25 protein-coding genes are annotated in these 24350 nt (G+C 72.9%); 18 read left to right on the top strand and 7 right to left on the bottom strand.

What is annotated here, in order from left to right:
• Nucleotides 1-13 precede the first annotated feature (13 nt).
• The 9 genes from ACLJT4_RS16840 to ACLJT4_RS16800 are packed head-to-tail and all read left to right on the top strand — an operon-like array spanning nt 14 to nt 9224.
• Nucleotides 14-847, top strand: a complete 834-nt coding sequence (locus ACLJT4_RS16840) for a glucose-1-phosphate cytidylyltransferase (RefSeq protein WP_411123132.1) — start codon at nt 14-16, stop codon at nt 845-847.
• On the top strand, nt 844-1491 hold the full coding sequence (locus ACLJT4_RS16835; protein WP_411123131.1) for a PIG-L deacetylase family protein: 648 nt from the start codon (nt 844-846) through the stop codon (nt 1489-1491). The genes ACLJT4_RS16840 and ACLJT4_RS16835 overlap by 4 nt, the downstream gene beginning before the upstream one ends.
• Before the next feature lie 3 nt (nt 1492-1494).
• Nucleotides 1495-2520, top strand: a complete 1026-nt coding sequence (locus ACLJT4_RS16830) for an NAD-dependent epimerase/dehydratase family protein (protein WP_411123130.1) — start codon at nt 1495-1497, stop codon at nt 2518-2520.
• Nucleotides 2517-3791, top strand: coding sequence for a DUF4910 domain-containing protein (locus ACLJT4_RS16825; protein ID WP_411123129.1), 1275 nt, complete (start codon nt 2517-2519; stop codon nt 3789-3791). Before ACLJT4_RS16830 ends, ACLJT4_RS16825 begins: the two co-directional genes overlap by 4 nt.
• A gap of 5 nt (nt 3792-3796) precedes the next feature.
• Nucleotides 3797-5107: a hypothetical protein gene (locus ACLJT4_RS16820; RefSeq protein ID WP_411123187.1), complete on the top strand. Its 1311-nt coding sequence runs from the start codon at nt 3797-3799 to the stop codon at nt 5105-5107.
• On the top strand, nt 5104-6051 hold the full coding sequence (locus tag ACLJT4_RS16815; protein WP_016570733.1) for a glycosyltransferase family 2 protein: 948 nt from the start codon (nt 5104-5106) through the stop codon (nt 6049-6051). Before ACLJT4_RS16820 ends, ACLJT4_RS16815 begins: the two co-directional genes overlap by 4 nt.
• On the top strand, nt 6048-7280 hold the full coding sequence (locus tag ACLJT4_RS16810; protein ID WP_411123128.1) for a polysaccharide pyruvyl transferase family protein: 1233 nt from the start codon (nt 6048-6050) through the stop codon (nt 7278-7280). Before ACLJT4_RS16815 ends, ACLJT4_RS16810 begins: the two co-directional genes overlap by 4 nt.
• 11 nt (nt 7281-7291) lie before the next feature.
• Nucleotides 7292-7843, top strand: a complete 552-nt coding sequence (locus ACLJT4_RS16805) for a dTDP-4-dehydrorhamnose 3,5-epimerase family protein (RefSeq protein WP_411123127.1) — start codon at nt 7292-7294, stop codon at nt 7841-7843.
• 7 nt (nt 7844-7850) lie between these two features.
• Nucleotides 7851-9224 carry a glutamate-1-semialdehyde 2,1-aminomutase gene (locus ACLJT4_RS16800; RefSeq protein ID WP_411123126.1) on the top strand — a complete coding sequence of 458 codons (1374 nt, stop codon included), beginning with the start codon at nt 7851-7853 and terminating at the stop codon, nt 9222-9224.
• Nucleotides 9225-9249: 25 nt separating this feature from the next.
• On the opposite strand, the gene ACLJT4_RS16795 is transcribed toward ACLJT4_RS16800, so the two are convergent.
• On the bottom strand, nt 9250-9906 hold the full coding sequence (locus tag ACLJT4_RS16795; protein ID WP_411123125.1) for a phosphatase PAP2 family protein: 657 nt from the start codon (nt 9904-9906) through the stop codon (nt 9250-9252).
• Nucleotides 9907-10420: 514 nt separating this feature from the next.
• Between ACLJT4_RS16795 and ACLJT4_RS16790 the strand changes: the two genes are divergently transcribed.
• From ACLJT4_RS16790 to ACLJT4_RS16755, 8 genes are all read left to right on the top strand, one after another.
• Entirely contained in the window at nt 10421-11227 is an 807-nt protein-coding gene (locus tag ACLJT4_RS16790; protein ID WP_411123124.1) for a response regulator transcription factor, read from the top strand.
• Nucleotides 11228-11399: 172 nt separating this feature from the next.
• A complete protein-coding gene (locus ACLJT4_RS16785; protein ID WP_411123123.1) occupies nt 11400-11609 on the top strand; it encodes a hypothetical protein in 210 nt (69 codons plus the stop codon).
• A gap of 90 nt (nt 11610-11699) precedes the next feature.
• Nucleotides 11700-12476, top strand: coding sequence for a class I SAM-dependent methyltransferase (locus ACLJT4_RS16780; protein WP_411123122.1), 777 nt, complete (start codon nt 11700-11702; stop codon nt 12474-12476).
• An 18-nt stretch (nt 12477-12494) separates the two neighbouring features.
• Nucleotides 12495-13199, top strand: a complete 705-nt coding sequence (locus tag ACLJT4_RS16775; protein ID WP_411123121.1) for a M24 family metallopeptidase — start codon at nt 12495-12497, stop codon at nt 13197-13199.
• A 484-nt stretch (nt 13200-13683) separates the two neighbouring features.
• Nucleotides 13684-14103 (top strand): TOBE domain-containing protein, encoded by a 420-nt coding sequence (locus tag ACLJT4_RS16770; protein ID WP_411123120.1) that lies wholly within the window; start codon nt 13684-13686, stop codon nt 14101-14103.
• 161 nt (nt 14104-14264) lie between these two features.
• Nucleotides 14265-15461: a molybdopterin molybdotransferase MoeA gene (locus ACLJT4_RS16765; RefSeq protein ID WP_411123119.1), complete on the top strand. Its 1197-nt coding sequence runs from the start codon at nt 14265-14267 to the stop codon at nt 15459-15461.
• A 423-nt stretch (nt 15462-15884) separates the two neighbouring features.
• The gene (locus tag ACLJT4_RS16760) at nt 15885-16076 is read left to right on the top strand and encodes a hypothetical protein (protein WP_411123118.1); all 192 of its coding nucleotides are present in this window, start codon (nt 15885-15887) and stop codon (nt 16074-16076) included.
• A 103-nt stretch (nt 16077-16179) separates the two neighbouring features.
• Entirely contained in the window at nt 16180-18000 is a 1821-nt protein-coding gene (locus ACLJT4_RS16755) for an Ig-like domain-containing protein (protein WP_411123117.1), read from the top strand.
• 376 nt (nt 18001-18376) lie between these two features.
• On the opposite strand, the gene ACLJT4_RS16750 is transcribed toward ACLJT4_RS16755, so the two are convergent.
• The 4 genes from ACLJT4_RS16750 to ACLJT4_RS16735 all read right to left on the bottom strand — a co-directional run bounded on the left by ACLJT4_RS16750 (nt 18377) and on the right by ACLJT4_RS16735 (nt 21667).
• Nucleotides 18377-18625 carry a metal-sensitive transcriptional regulator gene (locus ACLJT4_RS16750; protein WP_267953150.1) on the bottom strand — a complete coding sequence of 83 codons (249 nt, stop codon included), beginning with the start codon at nt 18623-18625 and terminating at the stop codon, nt 18377-18379.
• Nucleotides 18626-18706: 81 nt separating this feature from the next.
• The gene (locus ACLJT4_RS16745) at nt 18707-19570 is read right to left on the bottom strand and encodes a sulfite exporter TauE/SafE family protein (protein WP_411123116.1); all 864 of its coding nucleotides are present in this window, start codon (nt 19568-19570) and stop codon (nt 18707-18709) included.
• On the bottom strand, nt 19567-20151 hold the full coding sequence (locus tag ACLJT4_RS16740) for a rhodanese-like domain-containing protein (protein ID WP_411123115.1): 585 nt from the start codon (nt 20149-20151) through the stop codon (nt 19567-19569). The genes ACLJT4_RS16745 and ACLJT4_RS16740 overlap by 4 nt, the downstream gene beginning before the upstream one ends.
• A 133-nt stretch (nt 20152-20284) precedes the next feature.
• Nucleotides 20285-21667: an MBL fold metallo-hydrolase gene (locus ACLJT4_RS16735; RefSeq protein WP_411123114.1), complete on the bottom strand. Its 1383-nt coding sequence runs from the start codon at nt 21665-21667 to the stop codon at nt 20285-20287.
• Between the two features lie 382 nt (nt 21668-22049).
• Between ACLJT4_RS16735 and ACLJT4_RS16730 the strand changes: the two genes are divergently transcribed.
• Entirely contained in the window at nt 22050-22919 is an 870-nt protein-coding gene (locus ACLJT4_RS16730) for a GyrI-like domain-containing protein (protein WP_411123113.1), read from the top strand.
• 69 nt (nt 22920-22988) lie between these two features.
• Here ACLJT4_RS16730 and ACLJT4_RS16725 read toward each other — a convergent pair whose 3' ends face one another.
• Together ACLJT4_RS16725 and ACLJT4_RS16720 are read right to left on the bottom strand one after the other, a co-directional pair.
• Nucleotides 22989-23864: a class I SAM-dependent methyltransferase gene (locus tag ACLJT4_RS16725; RefSeq protein ID WP_411123112.1), complete on the bottom strand. Its 876-nt coding sequence runs from the start codon at nt 23862-23864 to the stop codon at nt 22989-22991.
• 117 nt (nt 23865-23981) lie between these two features.
• Entirely contained in the window at nt 23982-24290 is a 309-nt protein-coding gene (locus ACLJT4_RS16720; protein ID WP_411123111.1) for a hypothetical protein, read from the bottom strand.
• Between the last annotated feature and the right edge of the window lie 60 nt (nt 24291-24350).

The raw sequence follows: 24350 nt of genomic DNA, 5'->3' as shown, positions 1-24350 counted from the left end.
AAGAGGTCACAGCATGAAGGTCGTCCTGTTCTGCGGCGGCTACGGGATGCGGATGCGCAGCGGCGCCGGCGTCTACGATGAAGCGCCCAAGCCGATGGCGATGGTCGGTCCCAGGCCGCTGATCTGGCACGTCATGCGCTACTACGCGCACTTCGGGCACCGGGAGTTCATCCTGTGCCTGGGCTACGGGGCGCACCACATCAAGGACTTCTTCCTCAACTACGAGGAGACGACGTCCAACGACTTCGTGCTGCGGGGCGGGCGGACCGAGCTGCTGTCCACCGACATCGCCGACTGGACGATCACGTTCGCGCAGACCGGCGTCGAGTCGCCGATCGGGGAGCGGCTGCGCCGGGTGCGGCACCACCTGGACGGCGACGAGATGTTCCTCGCCAACTACGCGGACGTCCTCACCGACGCCCCGCTGCCGGAGATGATCGACAACTTCGCCCGGCGCGACGCCGGTGCGTCAATGATGGTGGTGCCCCCGCAGTCCTCGTTCCACTGCGTCGACCTGGCCGAGGACGGCCTGGTCGGGGGCATCACCGCGGTGAGCGAACTGCCGCTGTGGGAGAACGGCGGCTACTTCGTGCTCCGCCAGGAGGTCTTCGACCACATACCCGAGAACGGGGACCTGGTCGCCGACGGATGCGCCCAACTCGCCAAGCAGGGGCGGTTGGTGGCGCACCGGCACCGCGGCTTCTGGAAGCCGACCGACACCGTGAAGGAACGGGCCGCGCTCGACGCCGCCCACGCCCGGGGCGACCGCCCGTGGGCCGTGTGGGAACGGGGCGGACCGGGGGCCGGCGCGACCGGCAGCAGGGCCTGCGCCGGAGCGCGGGCGTGATCCGGCTCGGGGCGGAGCGCCTGGACCGGATCGTCGCGGTGGGCGCGCACTGCGACGACATCGCCATCGGCGCCGGCGGCACGCTGCTCGCGCTGTGCCGCGCGCGGCCGGGCCTCCGCATCGACGCGCTGGTGCTCTCCGGCGGCGGCAGCGAGCGGGAGCAGGAGGAGCAGGCCGCGCTCACCGCCTTCTGTCCGGGCGCCGAACTGCACCTGACCGTCGACAAGTTGCCGGACGGCCGACTGCCCGTGCACTGGGACGAGGCCAAGGCCGCGGTCGAGGAGTTGCGCGCGCGGACCGAGCCGGACCTCGTACTGGCCCCGCGCACCGACGACGCGCACCAGGACCACCGCGGCCTGGCGCAGCTGGTGCCCACCGCGTTCCGCGACCACCTCGTACTCGGCTACGAGATCGTCAAGTGGGACGGCGACCTCGGCCGGATGGCGGCGTACCAACCACTGTCGCCGGAGACCGCCGAAGAGAAGGTGCGGCTGCTGCAGGAGCACTACCCCTCGCAGCGGCACCGGCCCTGGTACGACCGGGAGTCCTTCCTCGGGCTCGCCCGGATCCGCGGCATCGAATGCCACGCGCGCTACGCCGAGGCGTTCGCCGTCAACAAACTCACTCTCGACCTGGGGGAATGAACCTTGCGCGTACTGCTCACCGGACACCAGGGCTACCTGGGCACCGTGATGGCCCCGGTCCTCACGGCCGCCGGGCACGACGTCGTCGGCCTGGACGCCGGCCTGTTCGCCGACTGCGTCCTCGGCCCGCCGCCCGCGGACCCCGCGGGGCACCGGGTGGACCTGCGTGACGTCACGGCCGCACACGTCGCCGGAGTGGACGCGGTGATCCACCTGGCCGCGCTCTCCAACGACCCGTTGGGCTCGCTGGCGCCGGAGCTCACCCACGACATCAACCACCACGCGTCCGTCCGCCTGGCGCGACTGGCCCGCGACGCCGGGGTGCGGCGGTTCCTGTACGCGTCGACGTGCTCGGTCTACGGCGCCGCCGGCGGGGACGAGTTGGTCGCCGAGGACGCCCCGCTGCGCCCGGTGACGCCGTACGCGGAGTCCAAGGTGAAGGTGGAGGACGACCTGCACGCCCTTGCCGACGGCGACTTCAGCCCGGTGTACCTGCGCAACGCCACCGCGTTCGGCTACTCGCCGCGGCTGCGCGCCGACATCGTGCTGAACAACCTGGTGGGCCACGCGCTGCTGTCCGGCGAGGTGCGGGTGCTCTCCGACGGCACCCCCTGGCGCCCGCTGGTGCACGCCGCCGACATCGCCCGGGCCTTCGCGGCCGCGCTCACCGCGCCCCAAGAGGCCGTGCACGACCGGGCGTTCAACATCGGCAGCGAGGCCAACAACGTCACGGTCGCCGAGATCGCCGCGCAGGTCGCCGAGGCGGTGCCCGGCTCGCAGGTGAAGATCACCGGCGAGAACGGCGCCGATCCGCGGTCCTACCGGGTGGACTTCTCCCGGTTCCGCACCGCGATCCCCGGCTTCGACTGCGCGTGGACGGTCAAGCGGGGTGCGCTCGAACTCGCCGACGCCTACCGCAAGCACGGCCTCACCGAGGAGGACTTCGCACGACGCTTCACCCGGCTCGCCGTGCTGCGCGCGGCGTCCGAGGCCGGCGCGGTCGACGACACCCTGCGGCGGCGCCGATGACCGGGCTCGGCGCACAGATGCACGCGCTGGTGGAGCGGCTGTACCCGCTGTGCCGGAGCATCACCGGCGACGGTGTGCGCGACACCCTGGACATCGTCGGCGAGTACGTCCCGCTCACGGTCCACGAGGTGCCGACCGGAACGCAGGTGCTCGACTGGACGGTGCCGCAGGAGTGGAACATCCGGGACGCGTACATCGCCGACGCCACCGGCAAGCGGGTCGTCGACTTCGCCGCCTCCAGCCTCCACGTGCTCGGCTACAGCGTGCCGGTGTCGGCGACCATGCCCCTGTCCGAGCTGCGCGGACACCTGCACACCCTGCCGGAGCACCCGAGTTGGGTGCCGTACCGCACCAGCTACTACACGCCGGACTGGGGGTTCTGCCTGGCCCAGGAGACCCTGGACGCGCTGCCGGACGGTGAGTACGAGGTGTGCGTCGACTCCACCCTCGCCGACGGTCACCTCACCTACGCCGAGCACGTGGTCCGCGGCCGGGTCCCCGACGAGGTGATCGTCTCCTGCCACGTCTGCCACCCGTCGTTGGCCAACGACAACCTGGCCGGCATCGCGGTGGCCACGTTCCTGGCCCGGGCACTGGCCGAGCAGACGCCGTACTACACCTACCGGTTCGTCTACGCGCCCGGCACCATCGGGGCGATCACCTGGCTGGCCCGCAACGCACAGCGGATCGACCAGGTCAAGCACGGCCTGGTGCTGGCCTGCGCCGGCGACCCGGGCCACCTGACGTACAAGCAGAGCAGGCAGGGCGACGCGGAGATCGACCGGGTGCTGCGGCACGTGCTGGCCGCCTCCGAACGCCCGCACCGCGTGGTCGAGTTCACGCCGTACGGCTACGACGAGCGGCAGTACTGCTCACCCGGATTCGACCTCGGCGTGGGCTCCCTCACCCGCACCCCGTACGCGGGCTACCCCGAGTACCACACCTCAGCGGACAACCCGGACTTCGTCTCCCCGGCGTCGATGGCGGACACGCTCGCCGTCTGCCGGGAGGCGTGCGCCGTGCTGGACCGCAACCGGCGGTACCGCAACCTCAGCCCCTACGGCGAACCGCAGCTGGGCCGGCGCGGGTTGTACGACGCCCTCGGCGGCCGCAGCGACACCCAGCAGGCCCAGCTGGCCATGCTCTGGGTGCTCAACCTCTCCGACGGCGAGCACGGTCTGCTGGACGTCGCCGAGCGGTCCGGGCTGCCCTTCGACACCGTCGCCGCCGCCGCGGACGCCCTGCTCGGCGCCGGGCTGATCAAGGCATGACGCCGATGCCCACCGAGGGCGAGCAGACGACGGCACCGGCGGCCCCGACCGGACGGGCCCGGCGGACCGCCAAGCGGGCCATGGTCGGCCGACTGTCCTGGGGACTGGCCGACCAGGCGGCCTCCAGCATCTCCAACTTCGTGGTGGGGGTCTACGTGGCCCGCTCGCTGGGGGTGGCCGCGTTCGGCGTGTTCAGCCTGGCCTGGGTGACCTACGGCGTGGTGCTCAACGTCTCCCGCGGGCTGGCCACCGACCCGCTCGTGGTGCGCTTCAGCAGCGTGCCGGCGGCGTCCTGGCGCGCGGCGGTGGCCCGGTCCTCGGGTACCGCGCTCGGCCTCGGCACCGCCCTCGGCGCGGCGTGCCTGGTGGTCGGGCTCGCCCTCGGCGGCCGCGTGGGGCCCGCGTTCGCCTGCCTCGGCGTCGTGCTGCCGGCGCTGCTGCTGCAGGACGCCTGGCGGTTCGCGTTCTTCGCCGCCGGCACCGGGCGCAAGGCGTTCGTCAACGACGTCGTGTGCGGCGTCGCGCTCGTCCCGGCCATGGTGGTGGCGACCCACGTGGGCAGCGTGGCCGCCTTCGTGCTCGTCTGGGGCGCGTCCGCCGCGGTGGCGGCGGGGTACGGCTGCCTCCAGTCCGGTATCCGGCCCCGGACGTCCCTGGCGGGCGGGTGGCTGCGCGAGCAGCGCGACTTGGGCTATCGGTACCTGGTCGAGAACGTCGCCCTGAGCGGAGCGAGCCAGCTCCGGGCCTACGGGCTCGGCGCGATCGTCGGGGTCGGGGCGGTGGGTGCGGTCCGGGGCGCCGAGCTGCTCCTCGGCCCGTTCCTCGCGGTGCTGATGGGACTTTCGCTGGTCACCGTCCCGGAGGCGGCACGGGTGCTGCGGCAGGCTCCGCACCGACTGGGCCCGTTCTGCCTCCTGCTGGGCGGCGGGCAGGCCGCGGCCGCGCTGTCCTGGGGCGGGGCGCTGCTGCTGGTACCGGACCGGCTCGGCGTCCTGGTGCTCGGCGGCGTGTGGCCCTCCGCCGCGCAGCTCATCGTGCCGATCACGCTCGGTGTCGCGGGCGCCGGTCTCGGCACCGGCGCGGCGGCCGGGTTGCGCGCGCTCGCCGCGGCCCGACGCAGCCTGCGCTGCCAGCTGTTCGCCTCCGCCTGTTACGTCGGTGGCGGGCTCGGCGGGGCGGTGGCCGCCGGCACCGTCGGCTCGGCCTGGGGCGTCGCCGCCGCGACCGTCAGCGGCTCGGCCGTGTGGTGGCTGCAACTGCGGTCCGCCCTGCGCGAGCGCCACCACTCCCCCACCCCCGAAGTGAGGACCCCATGACCGCCCGACCGAGGCTGAGCATCGGCCTGCCCGTGTACAACGGCGAGGAGTACCTGGCCGAGTCGTTCGAGGCCCTGCTGGGCCAGACCTACGAGGACTTCGAGCTGGTCGTCTCCGACAACGCCTCGACCGACGGCACGCAGGACATCTGCCGCGCGTACGCGGCGCGGGACGCACGCATCCGCTACCTCCGGCTGTCCCGGAACATCGGCGCCACACCGAACCACAACCGGGTGTTCGTCGAGTGCCGCGGCGAGCTGTTCAAGTGGGCCTCGCACGACGACCTGTACGGCCGTGACCTGCTGCGGCGCTGCGTGGAGGCGCTGGACGAGCGGCCGGACGTGATCCTCGCGCACACCGGCCAGGCGGTCATCGACGGCGACGGCCAGGTGAAGGTCCCGTACGAGTACGGGCTCGCCACCGACTCCCCGCACCCGCCGGAGCGCTTCCGCAGCCTGCTGTTCGAGCCGGGCGGCGACGACTTCTACGGGGTGCTGCGGGCCGACGTGCTGCGCCGGGTGAAGCCGCTCGACAGCTACCACCACGCGGACCGCACGTTCGTCGCCGAGCTCACCCTGCACGGCCCCTTCCACCAGGTGCCGGAGCTGCTGTACTTCCGCCGCGACCACCCCACCCGCGCCGAGCGGGCGAACCCCTCCAAGCGCGCCCGGTGCGTCAACCTGGACCCGCGCCGGGCGGGCCCGCTGCACCCGACGCCCCGTCTCCTCGCCGAGTACGTCTGGGGCTTCGCCGCGGCGATCCGGCGGGCGCCGCTGTCCCCGGCCGACCGGCGCGCGTGCCACCGCCACCTGGCCGCCTGGATGACCAGCCGGGTCCGGCCGGGCGCCGGCGAGCGGGTCGAGGACCGCGCCCCGGTCGACCCGGCCCACCTCGGCGTCTCGGTCGACGCCCTCGTGGCCGGCCGTGAGGGGAGGCGGCCATGACGCCCACGCACGCCACTCCGGTGCGCGTCGGGGTGTTCGGTCTGCTCGGCTCCGGCAACCTCGGCAACGACGGATCGCTGGAGGCCGTGCTCGGCTACCTCCGCGCCGCGCACCCGGACGCGGTCGTGGACGCGCTGTGCGGCGGACCCGAGGTCGTCACGTCGCGGTACGGGATCCCCGCGACGCGGCTGCACTGGTACCGCGGGGAGTACCGGACCGCGTCCCGTGCCGGTGCGATCGCGGCGAAGGGGCTGGGCAAGCTCGTCGACGCCTTCCGCACCGCCGCGTGGGTCCGCCGGCACGACGTGGTGATCGTGCCGGGCATGGGCGTCCTGGAGGCCACGCTGCCGCTGCGGCCGTGGGGCTTCCCGTACGCGCTGTTCCTGCTCTGCGCGTCCGGCCGGCTGCTGCGCACCCCGGTGGCGCTGGTCGGTGTCGGCGCCGCCGCGATCGGCAACCGGTCGACCCGGGCCCTGGTGCGCTGGTCGGCGCGGCTGGCCGCGTACCGCTCGTACCGGGACGCCCAGTCCCGCGACGCGATGCGGGCGATGGGCGTGGACACCAGGGACGACGCGGTCTTCCCGGACCTCGCGTTCTCCCTGCCGACGCCGCGGACGGGCCGGCCGGCGGGCCCGCCGGGCCTGGTGTGCGTCGGCGTGATGGCCTTCCACGGCAGCGACGACGACCGGGCCCGGGCCGAGGAGATCCACCGCCGCTACCTCGACGGGACGACGCGGTTCGTCCGCGCGCTGGTCGCGGACGGCAGACCGGTCCGGCTGCTCACCGGCGACGCGTGCGACGCGCCGGTGGTCGCCGTGATCCTCGACGCGGTCGACTCCCCCCTGGTCTCCGCCGCCACGGCGTCCTCGCTCGCCGACCTGATGGCGGAGACGGCGGCCGCCGACAGCGTGGTGGCGATCCGCTACCACAACCTGATCTGCGCGCTGAAGGTCGGCACGCCGACGCTCGCCCTCAGCTACGCGGCCAAGAGCGACGCGCTCATGGCCCGGATGGGCCTCGGCGCGTACCGCCACCCGGCCCGCGAGGTCGACGCGGACCGGCTGCTGGAGCAGTTCCGGGCCCTGGAGAAGGACGCGGCGGAACTGCGGCGGACCCTCGTCGAGCGGAACCTGGCCGCCGCCCGGCAACTCGACTGCCAGTTCGCCGCCTTGACCACGGCCCTGTTCCCTGCGGCCCACCACGCCCACGCCTTGCGGGAGGCTCCATGAACGCGCCCGGCATGCAAGCGACCGAAGTCCCGGCGATCGCCGGCGCCTACCTGTTCGAGCCGACGCCGTACGCCGACGAACGCGGCTTCTTCTGCCGTACCTTCGACGCCGACGTGCTCCGCTCGGTGGGCCTCGACCCGCACGCCTTCGTCCAGGACAGCGTGTCCCGCTCGGCCCGGGGCGTGCTGCGCGGGCTGCACCTGCGCTCGGGCGCCGGCGAGGCCAAACTGGTGCGCTGCTCGTACGGGAGGATCTTCGACGTCGTCGTGGACCTGCGGCCGGACTCGCCGACCTACCTGGGCCGGGCCTGCTTCGAGCTGTCCGGCGAGACACAGGCGACCGTGTACGTCCCGGCGGGGTGCGCGCACGGCTTCCAGGCGCTGACCGAGACCGCCGACACCTCGTACCGGATCGACCGCCCGCACGATCCGGCCGAGGACGTGACGATCGCCTTCGACGACCCGGAGCTCGGCATTCCGTGGCCGCTGCCGGTCACGTCGATGTCCCGGCGGGACCGGGAGGCGCCAAGCCTCGCCAAGGCCCTTGAGAAGAAAGAGAGTTGAGGTCGGCGTGACCACCGAAGACATCGAATCACTCCCCCTGACCCGGTCGCGGCAGGCGAACGAGCGGCTGCACGCCCTGGTGCCCGGGGGCGCGCACACCTACGCCAAGGGCGACGACCAGTACCCCGAGAACCTCGCCCCGGTCATCAGCCACGGCCGCGGTGCCCACGTGTGGGACGTCGACGGCAACCGCTACGTCGAGTACGGCTCCGGACTGCGGTCGGTCAGCCTCGGGCACGCCCACCCCCGCGTGATCGAGGCCGTACGGCGCGAACTCGACCGCGGCAGCAACTTCGTGCGGCCGTCCATCGTGGAGGTCGAGGCCGCGGAACGCTTCCTGGCCACGGTGCCCACCGCCGAGATGGTGAAGTTCACGAAGAACGGCTCCGACGCCACCACCGCCGCGGTACGCCTCGCCCGAGCCGTCACCGGGCGCCCTCGGGTGGCCGTCTGCGGCGACCAGCCGTTCTTCTCCGTCGACGACTGGTTCATCGGCACCACGCCGATGTCCGCCGGCATTCCGACGGCGACCACCGAACTCACCGTGACCTTCCCGTACGGGGACCTGGCCGCAACCGAAGAAGTGCTGACGCGGCATCAGGGCGAGATCGCCTGCCTGATCCTCGAACCCACCGGCCGGACCGAGCCTTCCCCCGGCGCCCCACTGCGTTCGAGCGGGGAAGACCCCACTCCCGGCTACCTCGCGGGCCTGCGCCAACTGGCCGACCGGCACGGCTGCGTCCTGGTCTTCGACGAGATGATCACCGGCTTCCGCTGGTCCGAGGCGGGCGCCCAGGGCCTGTACGGCGTCGTCCCCGACCTCTCCACGTTCGGCAAGGCGCTGGGCAACGGGTTCGCCGTCTCCGCGCTGGCCGGACGCCGCGACCTGATGGAACGGGGCGGGCTGCGGCACTCCCACGACCGGGTGTTCCTGCTGTCCACCACGCACGGCGCGGAAACGCACTCCCTGGCAGCCGCGATGGCCGTGCAGCGCACCTACACCGAGGAGGGGATCACCGACCGGCTGCACGCCCTCGGCGAGCGGTTGGCCGCCGGTGTCCGCGACGTCGCGGCCGGCGCGGGCGTCGGCGACCACGTCGTCGTCCGGGGTCGGGCCAGCAACCTGGTCTTCGCCACCCTCGACGAGCACCGGCAGCCGTCGCAGCGGTACCGCACCCTGTTCCTGCGCCAACTCCTCGCGGGCGGAGTGCTGGCCCCGTCGTTCGTGGTGAGCAGCGCGCTCGACGACGCCGACATCGACCGCACCGTGGACGTGGCGGCCCAGGCATGCGCGGTGTACCGGAAGGCCCTGGACGCCGCCGACCCCACCCCCTGGCTGGCCGGGCGACCGGTGAAGCCCGCGTTCCGCCGCCTGGCGTGAAGCGACGAAGCGCCGTGACCTGACGTCAGCGATGCTCCCGCCGGCCGGCGTTCGCCGTCCGGTCGACCAGCCACGCGGTCGCTGACGTCACCGCCAGGGCGGTGCACCCACCGCCGAGGACGTCGGTCGGGTAGTGCGCGCCCAGGGCGACCTGCGCCCATCCCATCGCGCCGCCGGCCACCAGCGCCGCGGCGAGCACGAGCAGCGCGCCGGCCGCCCTGCCGAGGCCGAGCCGGCCGGTCACGAGCAGCGCCACCACGAGGGAGATCGCGGTGAGGAAGGCGGTGTGCCCGCTCGGGAAGGACAGGTTGTCGCCGTGGATGGTGCGCCCCACCAGGGACTTGATCAGCGTCGCCGTCCCCACGGTCAGGCCGACCCCGGCGACCACGAACACCGCTGCGCGCGGACGCCTGAGCAGCAGGCAGCCCGTCACCGTGGCCGCGACCAGCGTCGCCGATCCGGCGGGCTCCCCCAGGAAGTCCAGGGCCAGGGCGACGTACCGCCACGGCGGCCCCGCACCGTCCACCGCCCCCCGGATCCACGCGTCCACGGTGCCGGGCTTGGAGCCGTCGGCATAACGAACCCCGAGCACGACGACCACCAACGCCGCGAGACCCGCAACCGACCCGAGCCACCCGCGCAGCACCGGGGGCAGCACCCCGGGCGCAGGTCGGCCGGTCACGCGCCCACCGCGCCCGGTCGACCTGCCCCAGCGGCCACAACCACCCCACGGACACCCGCTCCTGGCCTGCCGGATGTCCTGGCCAAGTCGCCGTAATCAAGCATGAGTTGTCACTCTAGCCAACGATCCGGTTCGCCGCCCTCCGCGACCTCCGGCCCGCCGCGGCAGCCACGACGGAGTCGGCTTACGGCCTGATCGGGGACGCGTCATCCGACGATGCGCGCCGCTGAGACCGTCGGGGCGGGCTCAGCGGCGCGGGAACAGAGCATGACGGACGCGCCCAAGCCTCCACCTGCCTCGACCTCCCCCGTGGCCTGGCCGGCTGCTTGCGTGCGGCCGCTCCGTCGACGGTGGGCGGCTCAGCGAAGTGACGTTGGACTACGTCGTGCAACGGCTGAAAGGTGTGCCGACCGTCGGCGGATGATCTTCTGTCGGGTACCAGCCTCACGCAGGTCTCCCTGGAACGGGTATAGGTAGAAGTGCGTATCGACTACGGGGGGTTGCGGTGTCGGAGATGTCCGCGCGTGAGTACGCACGGATTCTGGACCTGGCCACGGCGGCGCTGCACGAGCGGCGCCCGGAGCGGTTGTGGCCGCTGATCGCGGCGGAGGTGCCGCGGATCTGCGGCGGCGACGACCTCTTCATCCGCAAGTCGGAGGAGTGGAGTGCGGAGGCGGGCACGGTCCGCCTGTGGACACCGGGCAGTCCGGGGGCGGGCTGCGTGGACGACGACGCGGGCCGGGCGCTCCGGCACGGCTATCCCTGGGCCGACTACGCACGCTCGACCACCGACCGCGCACCCGTGACCGCGGGCCAGGCGGCAGGCGAGAGGACGTGGCGCATGAGCCCGACGGCCGCCATGATGCGCACGGCCTTCGGCACGGACCACATCCTCGGACTTCCCCTGCCCCGTGCGTCCGGTCCCTTCAACGGCTATCTGCTCTACCGTTCGGGAAGCGCCTTCACGGAAGCGCACTTGGCCCGCGCCAGGAGACTGCAGCCGGTCCTCGACAGCATCGAGCGGCAGCACGAACTGCTCGTCCAGTGGCGGCAGGCGACACGGTCCGCCGATGCCCACGCCGATCCCGACGAACGTGCGGACGACTACGGGCTGACGCCGCGGGAGATCAGCGTCCTGTCGCTGCTCGCCAAGTCCCTGACCGCCACCGCCATCGGACGGCGCCTGGGCATCTCACCGCGTACGGTCCACAAGCACATCGAGAACCTCTACCGCAAGATGGGCACCACGGACCGCATGGCCACCGTCCTGCGCGCCAAGGCATGCCACCTCCTCCCCCGCTCCCCCCAAGCACGACTGTGACGTCGTCTCCGCTACGCGGGAGGCACCCCTTTCACGGCTTGTCGCTACCTCCAACATCCGCATCACAAATGCAGGGCATTTTGGGGAAACACCCAAGCAATTTCCAGGAGATTGTCGAATCCTAGCCGCATATGCAGGATGGATCGTGTCACGCTGCAAAGGAGGCGGTCAGGTGGGCGACAGAGATCACGGCAGTGCCGTCCGCAGGACCGCACTCACCTCCCACCGGCCCCCGCACGGCCGACGGGTGCGCCTGCGCGGGCCCGTGACGCGGGGGTCCGCCCGGGACAACGCAGCCGACCTCCTGGACCGTTCGGTGACCGCCCGCCTGCGCCACGAGCGAGCCGCCGACGGCTGGCAACGCCTCCAGCTCTGGTCGTAGCTCCCGCACGCACTCCGCGGCCCGGCCGGCACAACCGGCGGCCCGCGGGCCCAACCCCCTGACCCTGCTCACGAGGCGAGGCAAGACCACATGACGACACGTACCACGGACGGCAGCGCCGGCGGCGTCGACCACGGGACCGTCGGCGCCGACCACGCGTCCTACCGTCGGCCCGACGAGCGCATCGCCCGGTTCATCGCGGAGGCCCTGGGCGACTCGCGGACCGTCCTCAACGTCGGCGCCGGTGCCGGATCTTACGAGAGCGCGGGGCACACGGTGACGGCGGTCGAGCCCTCGGAGTCGATGCGTGCCCAGCGGCACGCGCGGCTCACCCGGGCGATCGACGCCGTCGCCGAGCACCTGCCCTTCGCCGACGGCGAGTTCGACGCGGCGATGACGCTGTTCAGCGTCCACCAGTGGTCGGACGTCCGATCCGGCCTGCGCGAGATGCGACGCGTGACCCGCGGGCCCGTGGTGGTCCTGACCTGCGATCCCACCCTGGTCCGGGACTTCTGGCTGTACCGGTACGCGCCCGAGGTCCTCGACACCGAGTCCCGCCGCTACCCGCCCCTCGCGGAGCTGACCGCGGCCCTGGGCGGCACCGGCACCGTCCAGACCGTGCCCATCCCGTTGGACTGCACCGACGGGTTCAACGAGGCGTACTACGGGCGACCCGAGATGCTGCTCGACCCGGCGGCGCGCCAGGCGTGTTCGGCCTGGAGCTTCGTCGACGACCGGGTCCGCGAGCACTTCGACGGATCCCTGCGCCATGACCTGGACAGCGGCGCCTGGGACGAGGAATTCGGCCACCTGCGCGGTCAGCCGACGTACGACGGGTCGCTCGTGATCGTGCGCGCGACCCCGTGAGAGGAAGAGGAACGCACGATGGCAGCACCCGACCGGATGGACGAAAAGCTTCGGGCCCTGGGGTTGGTGGAGGCGCAGCGGACGGCCCAGGACCTGTTCGCGGAGGTCGTGGCTCGCGCTCTGGTGGCACCGGGCCACAGTGAACGCGAGGCGGGCGACCGGATCGGGGTGCTGGCGGGAGAACGGTTCGGTTCGGCCGCGCGCCACCGCGGGTGCATCGTCCGCTCCGGCCGTCACACCACCCTTCCGTACGGCGAGGACCCGCCGGACCTCGTCATCGGACTGGACGACGTCGTCGTCATCGACCTCGGTCCGCTGCTCGCCGCGTCCGAGACGGACTTCGCGCGGACCGTGGTCCTCGGCGACGATCCGGTCAGGAAGCGCCTGTGCGAGGCCCTGCCGGAGCTGTTCGCCGCCGGTCGCGAGGCGTTCCACGCGGAGGCCGACATCACCGGCAGCCAGCTCCACGCCGAGGTCAAGGCACATGCCGCCAAAGCGGGCTGGGCGCTGGGCGGTTGGCACGCCGGCCGCCTGGTCGGCGCACCCTCGGCCGCGAACGCCCCCGGCACGCCGGCCGACGCGTACGTCGGCCCGGGCAATGACCGGCCCCTGCGCCGCACGGTCCAGGGAGGGTGGCGGGCCCACTGGATCCTGGAGATCCACCTGATCGACGAACACCACGGCTTCGGCGGCTCCTACAAACAGCTGCTGGACCTCGTGTGAGGGAGGCCGCCGTCAGCGGGCCGGCCGCGACGTGACGCGCGCGCAGGCGGCAGGCGGCAGGCGGCAGGCGGCAAGTGGCAAGTGGCAAGCCGACGTCGCCGGATGGCCGGAAGAGCGCGCCTGGCGGAAACCTTCTCCGGTTTCTTCATCCGAGGCGCAGGCACATATGCAGCAGCTGGCCGGATCGGTGCCGCATTTGCCATGACCGAAGTGCCTCCAGGCCCGCATTTGCAATTTCACGGAATTCCTCACGGCGCATTGCAGTTCGCAAGGTCAGCCACAAAAGACCAGCTCAGACGGACGATGGCTTTGTGAGCCAGGGCGTCGCGGGGCCCTCATGAAATACGCCAAGACGCTGCGCCCATTTGGCTGGCGAACGCGCAACAGGGCCGCCGGGCATGGTTTTCCATCCGGTATTGTCAGGCGTGAAGCACGTCGTGGAAGTGCTTGCCCATTCGTTTCTGACTTTGTGGGGCGTGTATTCATGAGCCTGTCCATCCGCAACCAGATTCCCGGCACGGTTCTCTCCGTCACCGCCGGCGAGGCCATGGCGTCGGTGAAGGTCCGTCTGGCCGGCGGCCAGGACATCACCGCCGCGATCACCACGGAGGCCGTGAAGGACCTGGGCCTGGCCGAGGGGTCCGCCGTCACGGCGCTGGTGAAGTCCACCGAGGTGTCCCTCGCGACCGGCCCGGTGGAGGGCATCTCCATCCGCAACCAGCTCGCGGGCACCGTCACCGACGTCTCCACCGGTGGCGCCATGGGCGCGGTCACCGTCGCCGTCGAGGGCGGTGGACTGACCGCCGCGATCACCAAGGACGCCGTCGAGGACCTCGGTCTGGCCTCCGGCACCGCCGTCGTGGCCCTCATCAAGTCCACCGAGATCTCCCTCGCCGCCGCCTGAGCATCCCGCCACCCCGTCGAGGGCCGCGCACCGCAGAGGTGCGCGGCCCTCGACGTGGAGTCAGGGCTCACACCCACCGGCCGCGAGCGGTGAGCAGACCGGAGCGCAACGGCAATCCACCGGGCAGGAGCCGGAAACGCCCCGGCCCGACAGTGGTGTTCATGTTTTCCGCGACCGCCACCTCCCTGCCGGCACGGCCGTCGGCGGTGTCCTGGACGCACGCCCGTGCGCTGGCGCACGGCGCGGCACGGCCGTCTCCGGCCCGTACGGTGCCGCTGCGCGAGGCCGCCGGGCTGACGCTGGCCGGCGACCTCCGCGCCCTGCAGCCGCTGCCGGCGTTCGACACGGCCGCCATGGACGGGTACGCCGTGGCGGGCCGCGGCCCCTGGAGAGTGCGCGCGGCACTCCGGGCAGGCGGGGCCTGGGAGGACACCCTCGGCGCCGGAGAGTGCGTGGAGATTTCCACCGGGGCCTGCCTACCGGCAGGTGCCTGCGCCGTGCTGCCGCTGGAATCGGCCGTGGCCCGCGCCGACGGCACCGTGGCCGGCCCCCTGCCACCGTCGGGCCGGCACGTCCGCAAGACCGGCGAGGACGCCCCGGCAGGGCGCCGCCTCGCCCCGGCAGGAGCCAGGATCGGCCCCGCGCTGCTCGGCCTCGCCGCGTCCAGCGGCCATGACACCCTGCCGGTGCACGCCAGCCCCCGGGTCGGCGCACTGATCAGCGGGGACGAACTGGACCAGTCGGGCATCCCCCGCCCGGGGCGGGTACGCGACGCCCTCGGGCCGGCGCTGCCGACTCTGGTCGCCGAACTCGGCGGCGTGAGCTGCGGGGTGCGGCACGTCCCCGATCGGCCGGCGGGACGGCTGGCCGCGGCCGTTCGAGGGCGGTACGACGCCGACGTCGTGGTGGTGACGGGCTCCACCTCCGTCGGCGCCACGGACCAGCTGCGCCGGCTGCTCGACGACGCGGGAGCCCGGATGGTCGTCGACACGGTCGCCTGCCGCCCAGGACACCCGATGCTGCTCGCCCAACTCCGCGACGGGCGCTGGGTGGTGGGGCTGCCGGGAAATCCCTACGCGGCGCTGGTCGCCGCCCACACCCTGCTCGGCCCGTTGCTCGCCGGCCTGTCCGGTCGCTCCTTGCCCGCCCTGCCGCACGTCCCCGTGCGTGGGTCGGTGCGGCCCGCCCGTGGGCGGACGCGGCTGGTGCCCGTCGCCTGGGACGGTTCCGAGGCCAGGATCGTCAGCGGCCACGGCTCGGCGTTCCTCCACGGCGCGACCATGAGCGACGCGCTCGCCGCCCTCACTCCCGACTGGACCGACGGCGACCCGGCACCCCTGGTCCTGACGCCCGGCTGATCCGAACCGGCACAGCGCCATCCGTCCCGGGCCACGGTCCGACAGACCAGCCGACCCCGCCACAGCGGCACGGAGCCACAAAGACACGAAGACACAAAGCCACAAAGACGCGAGGACGCGAGGACGCGAGGACGCGAAAGCACGAGCCCACAGATTCAAGGGCGCACGGTCATTCCATGGAGCATCTGCCAGCCTCTCCTGTGTGATTCACCGGTAGCTGCGGATTCTTGTGGACTGTTACTGTCCGCGTCGGCAAGCCGCATTGAGTGCCAGTTCGCACGGGTTCCGTCTCCTGCCGTCGAAGGCTCCCCAGCCACCTGGGACCCGTGGCGACCGCTCCCCCCAAAGTGGTCAGTTCTTCTCGTGCACGGCTTTTCCGCGCTGCCCCGTGCGCAGCGCTGCGAACCAGAGAGGAAGAGTCCGATGAAGACCACATACGTGCCTCGGCCCTTGGCCGGCGGGGCACTGGTGGTGGGCGCCCTGCTGGCGCTGGCGGGGCCCGGCGTCGCGTACGCCGACACCGTGAGCGTGACCGTGCGGACTCCCGGCGCGACCGCCGGGCCCACCCACGCCTCCGCGAACGTCTGGGCGCTCCGCGCCGACGACCGCGTCTGACCTTCCGGTTCGCCCCGATCCGCAGGCCGCCCCCATCCGTCTGCGCACCATCCGTTCCCTCACCTTGCCTGCCCACCGGGCCGGAGAAACAGTGTCAACAGCCATGAGCAACAGCAGCCCGACCTCCCCTCGGAGCATCTTCAGAGCCAAGATGATGGCGGTGGTCGGCACCACCGGCCTCGTCGCCACCGCGATCGTGCCCCTCACCGCGGCCGCCGCCACGGCGAGTGCGGCCGAACCCTGCGGCGCCGGCGGCGTCTTCACCTCGGCTCCAAAGCCCGCGTGCACCTACGACGCCGTGGGCACGGACACCTTCACCGTCCCGGACGGTGTGACCGCGGTCGACGTCGACCTGTACGGCGGCGAGGGCGGCAGCGCCGCCGGCTACATCGACCCACACCCGGTGGTGTCCGGCGCCCCCGGCGGACTGGGCGGTGAGACCCGCGCGACCCTGCCCGTGTCCGCCGGCCAGACGCTCCAACTCACCGTGGGCGCGGCGGGAATCCCCGGTTCGTCCCGGCACGGCGAGTTCGCCCGGCCAGGCGGCACCGGCCACGGGTCCGGCGGCGGCGGCGCGCACGGTGGTGGCGGTTCGGGCGGCGGCGGTTCGGACGTCCGGGTCGGCACGTTCGACGGTTCCGACCGCGTCCTGGTCGCCGGCGGCGGCGGTGGCGCCGGCAACGGCGGGCCCGAGCTGCCGGGCGGCGCCGGCGGCGGCCCGGTCGGCCAGGACGGCAGCCAGAGCAACGGCCCGCTGGGCTCTGGGCTCGCGGGCGGCGGCGGCAGCCAGAGCGCGGCCGGTCACGGCAACCCCAACACCCTGTACGGCGGCCCCGGTACCCCCGGCATCGACCTCGACCCCATCACCAGCCAGCCCAACCCGGGCAGCGGCGGCACCGGCGGCAACGGCGGTGCGGGCGGCCCAGGTGGTGGCGGGGGCGGCGGCGGTTGGCACGGCGGTGGCGGCGGCTCCGGCGGCGGCAACCCGGGCTATTTCCCGGGCGCGGGCGGTGGTGGCGGCAGCAGCTACGCGGATCCGTCGGTGACGGGCGTCACGCTCCTCCGCGGCGTCAACCACGGCGACGGCAAGGCCATCGTCACGTTCCGGTACGGGACTTCGGTCACGCTCGACGCGGACACCCCGTCCCCGCTGTTCGGCCACGCCGTCAACGTCACTGCGACCGTGGCCCCGGCCAACCCGGGGGCGGGCACCCCGACCGGGTCGGTCACCTTCTCGGACGGAACGACCGAGCTGGCGACCGTGCCGCTCGACGGCGGCACGGCCACGTTCACCACCGGCAAGTTCCAGCCGGGTACCCACTCCCTCACCGCCACCTACAGCGGCGACCCCACGTTCACGGCCGGCAGCACGGCCGCGCCGACCGACGTCAACGTCGGCTTCAGCCAGCCGTGCCTCACCCACCACGAGGGCGCGTTGACCGTGTCCGCGGGCCAGTCGCTGTGCCTCGCCCCCGGCGGTACGCAGAACGGCCCGGTGGAGGTGCAGCCCGGCGGGGCGCTGGCGGTGTCGGGTGCGGAGGTCAACGGCCCGGTGTCCGCAGCGCGCGCCCTCGCCCTCACGATCTGCCACTCGACCCTCGATGCTCCGGTGACCCTCACGGCCACCAGCGGCTTCGTGCTGCTGGGCGAGGGTGCGAGCGAGGGGACGAACTGCGCAGGCAACGTCTTCAAGGCCCCGCTGACCCTGGACGGCAACACCGGCGGCATGGAGGTCTCGTCCAACACGATGGCGGCGCCGGTGACGGTCGACGGCAACAGCGGCGGCGGGCTGCTGGCCGAGGACTCCGTCCCGGAATTCGAGGACAACGGGGTCGGGGGGCCGCTGCGCTGCACGGGCAACGCACCGACCCTGCGGCAGTCGGGCAACACCGTGAGCGGACCGCGGACGGGGCAGTGTAAGTAAGCGGAGACCCCGGCCCCCGGCCCCCGGCAGAACCGTCTCCGGGCGGACATCAGGAGTCGTCCCGTCCCGCCCCGATCAGGGGTCGGGGCGGGACGACTTGCTCGGCGTCCGCCCACCGCGGGACCACCCGCCCGCCGGCCGCCCGAATCCGCCGGCCCACCCCTTCGGCCGCGGCGTTGCACCGAACCACCAGGCGGAACCAGAACGCGGCCAGGATTCCCGCCAGTTGAAGGATTTCGGCGTCAGGGGGCCGTCCGCAGGGAGGACTTCACCCGGTCGAGGGCCTTGCGGGTGCGCTCGTCGGCGCCGGGGTTGCTGGCGCGCACGCCCAGGAACTGGTCCTCGGGGACCTGACCCGCCGGCCGCTCGGGTTCGGTCAGGCGAGGGCGAGGAAGAGCTTTTCGAGTTCTTCCTCGGTCATCGGGGCGGCGTCGTCCTGTTGCTCGGCGCTCAGGCACTGGCGCATTCCGCTGGCCACGATCTTGAAGCCGGCCCGGTCGAGGGCCCGGGAGACGGCGGCGAGCTGGGTGACGACGTCCTTGCAGTCCCGGCCGGCTTCGATCATGGCGATGACGCCGGTGAGTTGCCCCTGGGCACGGCGCAACCGGTTGAGGACCGCGCCCATCGCTTCTTCTTCCACCTTCACCGGACTCCTCCTCGCTCGTGCGGACTGCCTTCCAGGATACCCCAGCGGGTATATGTCGGGTCAGTGACGGCTGGACCCTGAGGCGGGTGCCACCGCCCTGGGCGGACTTTCGGTGCCCGGTGCGCGCCTGCGTCGGACCAGCAGCGTCGCCGCCACGACGGGGACCGGGGCCAGGACGACCGGGCCGATCTGCTGGCCGAGGACGAAGCCGCCCATGGCGACGACGAACCAGCCGAAGCCGGTGCGCAGGGCGCGCTGGGGGATGCGTCCGGCGAGGCGCCCGCCGATGAGGCTGCCGAGGACGGCGGCCACGGTGACGGCCAGGGTCAGGCTCCAGTCGAGGTGCGCGTCGGAGAGGTGTCCGGCCAGTCCCGCGAACGAGTTCATGGCGATGACCAGCAGCGAGGTGCCGACCGCGCTGCCCATCGGCAGGCCGGCCAGCAGTGCCAGCGCGGGCACGATGAGGAAGCCGCCGCCGGCGCCGAGGAGGCCGGTGACCACGCCCACGAGCAACCCTTGCAACAGCAGGCGGTAGAGCGGGAGTTCACCGTGCGCCCGCTTCGAGGTCTTGCGCGGGCCGCGGAGCATCGCCGCCGCCGTGGCGAGCATCATCAGCGCGAACGCGACCAGCAGCACGGTGTCCGGGATGTACGCGGCCAGCCGGCCGCCCGCGTAGGCGCCGGCCATGCCCGCCAGGCCGAAGAGCGTCCCGGTGCGCCAGCGCACCCGGCCCGCGCGGGCGTGGGAGGTCAAGCCCGCGAGACTCGTGACACCGACGACGAACAGGGAGGCGGCGATCGCCTGCTGGGTGTGCTGGCCGGCGAGGTAGACCAGGATCGGGACGGTGAGCATGGACCCGCCGCCGCCCAGGACGCCGAGGAAGACCCCGATCAGGAGCGACGCGGCGAGGGTCAGGACGCTCACGGTCGACTCCTGAGGGCGGCGATCACGGATCCGATGTCGGTCCGCGGGCCGCGGTTGTAGGGGAGCTTGGCGAGCAGCAGGCCCATCGCGCAGGTGTTGGTGACCGCGGCGAAGGTGAGTCCGGCGCCGACGGCCGTGCCGATCAGTCCCACGCCGGGCACCGCGAGGCCGACCAGCCCGGAGACGAGCACGAGCGAACCCGCGACCAGCCGGACCTGCCGCTCCAGTTCCCAACGCGCCGGCCCGCGGGTCACCGGTCCGCCGGCCGCCTCCCACGCGGTCACGCCGCCCTGAAGGACGCGCAGGTGGGGCAGCCCGGCCTCGGAGAGCGCCTGCGCCGCCTGGGCGGCGCGGGCGCCGGAGCGGCATATCAGGACGGTGTCCTCGTCGAGGTGGTGGAGCAGTTCGGCGCGGTGCTCGCGCAGTACGTCCAGTGGCACGTTGTAGGCGCCGGGGAGGTGAACGGCGTGGAACTCGCCGGGCGTGCGCACGTCCAGCAGGCGCGGGCCGCTGCCGTCCTTGGCGAGTGCTCCCAGTGCGGCGGCGTCGAGTTCGGCGGGGGTGCGGGGTGCGGTGGTCATCTGGCCTCCGGTGTCGGTTCGGCCGGGTCGGGAGAAATACCCGCCCGGGTATATGTGGAGGTGCGGTGGGGCAAGGGGGTCCGACGGGGACGGCGGGGCGACCCCCTCTCGGGCACCCGCGCCTTGGGGGTGGTCAGGCGGCGGATTCGGTGAGCAGCGCCCAGGCACCGTAGCCGCCGAGTACGTCGGAGACGTCCTCGAAGCCGTGGTGACGCAGCAGGCTGGCGGCGAGGGACGAGCGCTGCCCGCCGGCGCAGTGCAGCACCAGGGGGCGGTCGGTGGGGATCTCGTCCAGGCGGCCGGGCAGTTCGCCCAGCGCGATGTGCAGCGAACCGTCGATGAAGCCGCCCGCGCGCTCGGCGCAGTTGCGGACGTCCACGACCACCGGGGGCCGGCCGCCGGCCAGGGCGGTGCGCAGCTGGTCGGCGGTCAGACGGCTGGCCGGGGTGACCTCGTCGGACATCGCCGCGAGGGCGTCGTCGGGGCTGCGCAGGTAGCCGGCCACGCGGTCGAAGCCGATGCGGGCGAGGCGGGTGGTGATCTCCTCCTCGCGGTTCTGCGGCGCGACGACCAGGATGCGGCGCTCGGGGGCCAGTACGGTGCCGGCCTGCTCGGCGAAGCGGCCGTCGGCGGGGACGTTGAGCGCGCCGCGCACGTGACCGGTGCCGAACTCCTGCGGGCTGCGGGCGTCCACCACCACCGCTCCGTCCGCGCGCTCGGTGCGGAACTCCGCCACGGACAGCGGCCTGGGCGCGGCGGCCGGGTCGAACAGGTCGCGTTCCTGGCGGTTGAGGGTGGCGTCGTAACCGAAGTAGCCGGGTGCGGCGGCCTGTCCGGCCGTGACGAGGGCGACGAACTCGTCCTCGCTCATCGGCTGGCAGGCGTAATTGGTGGCGCGCTGGGCACCGATGGTGGATTGCTTCTCGGTGGAGAGGTTCTTGCCGCAGGCCGAGCCCGCGCCGTGGGCGGGGAAGACCCGCACCTCGTCGGGGAGGCCCATCAGCTTGTGCTGCACGCTGAGGTGGAGCATCCGGCCGAGTTCCTCGGCCGTGACGCCCACCGAGGCGAGCAGGTCGGGGCGGCCGACGTCACCGATGAACAGTGCGTCTCCGGTCAGCACTCCGTAGGGGACCTCGTCGGCGGCGTGCTCGCGGACCAGGACGCTGATCGACTCGGGGGTGTGGCCGGGCGTCTCCATGATCTGCAGGGTGACGTCGCCGAGGCTGATCCGCTCGCCGTCGGCGAGCTTGCGGATCGGGTACGCGGTTTCGGCGCGCTGCCCGTAGCCGATCCACGCGCCGGTGCGGGCGGCCATCTCCAGGTGGCCCGCGACGAAGTCGGCGTGGAAGTGGGTGTTGATGACGGCCTCGACGGTGAAGCCGCGGGCTTCGGCGTCGGCCATGTACTCGGAGATGTCCCGGCGCGGGTCGACGACCACCGCCCTGCCGGTGGACTCGTCGGCGATCATGTACGACGCCTGGGAGAGGCAGTCGAGGTAGTACTGGGCGAAGAACACGGTGAGCAGCCTTCCGATTCCGATCTGGGAGTCAATCCAGGGTGCGGGATACCCAGGGGGGTATCAAAACGGGCGCAGTGAGGCCATGACCCACCAGCGGCAGGCCACGACTCCGGACGCCGGGGCAAAGACGCCGGCGGACCGTCCAGGGGTGGATCGGCACGCCATTCCGCACATACCCCCGCGGGTATATCGCTTGCGAACGTAACGCCGCCTCGGCGCCGCTGTCAAATACCCCCCTGGGTATCAGCCGGACAAGCACGTGCCCGGCACGTGTGCGCGGTCGGCGCCGCGTCGGCGCCGGCGCATGATCGGATCGGATCGCCGCGATCGGGTGCGGCCGGGTTGCCGTGCGGCAGGGTTGGCGCCGAAAGGAGGACCCGTGATCTCTGCGCTCAACCAACTTGTCGATCTCGTCGAGGAGCACCTCGCCGAGGAGTTCGACGTCCACGCATGGGCCGGGGAACTCGGCACGACCGAGTACCACCTGCGCCGCATGTTCTCGTCGTTGGCCGGCATGCCGCTGTCGGAATACGTGCGCCGGCGCCGCATGACCGTCGCCGCCGCCGATGTCGTCCGGGGCGAGGGCGGTCTGCTGAGCATCGCCGTCCGGCACGGATACGGCTCGACCGAGGCGTTCGGACGTGCCTTCCGTGCGGTCCACGGCGTCGGCCTCAGTGACGCGCGCCGCGACGGAGGTCCCCTGCGCACACAACCGCAGCTCAGGTTCCACCTGACCGTCGAAGGGAGCATCCCCATGGACACCCGCCTCATCGACCGCCCCGCGTTCCGGCTGGTCGGACACGCGGCCCGGGTTCCGCTCATCCACCAGGGCATCAACCCGCACATCCAGCGGCACATCACCGCACTGCCGCAAGAGGAGCATCTCCGGCTCAAGGCCCTCGGCGGCACCGAGCCGGCGGGCCTGTTGCAGGTCTGCGACGACCTCGACCCAGACGGCAGAGAGGGGAGCGAACTGACCTACCTGCACGGGGTTTCGGTCTCGCTGGACACGCCGGCCCCCGACGACCTCGACGCCATCGACGTACCGGCCGGCACGTGGGCCGTCTTCCGCACCATCGGACCACATCCGCAGGCTTTGCAGACGACCTGGGCCGCGACCGCAACCGCGTGGTTCCCCTCCAACCCGTGGCGCCTGCGGACCGGACCCTCGATCGTCGCGATCCTCGAACGGGCGGCTGACTTCAGCACCGCGACCTGCGAGCTGTGGCTGCCCGTCGAACCGTCGTGACGGACTGCGGTCACGGAATCGACCCGGGCGGCCGCGGGTGTTCGCCGTTGCCCCGGGTCCCCCTCCCGGTCAGTGCCGTCGGTCCCACGCCCCGGCGGCCTGCGAGGACGTGGCGGTGGGCGGTGTCCGTCCCAGGAAGAGGCTCGTGATCACCTGCACCCGGGCACGTCCGCCGTGTTCGGCCACGATCCGGGCCATCTCGGTCATGACCCGGTCCCGGGGGCCGGCCGGGAGCGCGCGGTAGCCCCCGTAGGAGGTGAAGAGGTCGATGAGGGCGGACGTGGACCGCTCGTGTGCCGAGGCGTACAGGCGGTGGTCCGGTTCGACGAAGCCGGCCGCCGTCATGTCGCGCCACTGGCGGGACTCGGGGCCCCGGCGGGCGGGACGGGGCCGGGGATCGAGGAGGGTGTCCGGCGGCACCTCGACGCCGTGCCGGGCGTGGGCGGCGGTCAGCCGGTCCGCCAGTTCGCCGCACTGGAGGAACCAGTGGTTCCAAAAGAGGGCTATCGCACCGCCCGGAACCAGGGCGCACCGCGCTCTGGCCCAGCGCACGGACGGGTCGATCCAGTGCCATGCCTGTGCGCAGTACAGCAACCCGTAGCGTCGCCGGGGATGCCAGGCTTCGAAGTCGGCGACCGCGATGGTGACGTCGCCGTCCGGCAGGTGCGCGCAGCGCCGGCGCAGCACCCGGGCCATGCGGACGTCCGGTTCGACGCAGGTCACCGGTACGCCGGCGCGGGCGAAGTCGAGCGTGGCCTTGCCCGTGCCGGCGCCCACCTCCAGCGCCGGCTCGTGCGCGGCCAGTGCGGAGAAGTCCAGGACGTCCTGGACGAGTTGGTGGGGGTAGCCGGGTCTGGCCGTGTCGTACTGGTCCGCGTCGTCGCCGAAGATGTGGCGGCGCGACCCCGCCGGCGCCGGCTCGTTGCCAGGGATCCCGTTCGGCATGGAGACCACGGTAGGCGTCCTGCGCCCTGCCGGGGAGGGCGCCTTCGCCCACACGCTACCCGCTGCCGGCCGCCGGGGAAGGCGCGGCGAGGGCCGTCGCGTGAGGTGCCGGCGCCGTCACCCTTCAGTGACCACGGCGAAGTGGTCCACCTCCGCTGCCGCCCGCGTGAAGTGGGCCTCGTCCTCCGGGTACAGCACGGCTCGCCCGACGTCGTCGCCCGCGAAGGCCCGGATGGCTTCCTCGGACTCCCAGAAGGTCAGCAACCAGAACTCGACGGTGCCGTCCGCCGCCGGTCGACGCATCAGCATCGCCCCTTGGTTGCCCGCCGTGTCCCGTGCCCGGCCCACGCCGGTTCGTTCGAGGTAGGGGGCCACCTGCTCGGCCAGCTCGACGGTCGTCCAGACTTTCCATGAGCGAGCGATCACGGTCCCAAGTATGCCTGGAACCACGGCACATGGTCCGCGGCGCGGGGGCTCCGCGCCACC

Source organism: Streptomyces sp. x-19, assembly GCF_046549115.1.
In the GTDB taxonomy this organism is placed as follows: domain Bacteria; phylum Actinomycetota; class Actinomycetes; order Streptomycetales; family Streptomycetaceae; genus Streptomyces; species Streptomyces albulus_C.
The sequence above is the reverse complement of the archived record's forward strand: the minus strand, read 5'-3'. Positions and strand labels throughout refer to the sequence as shown.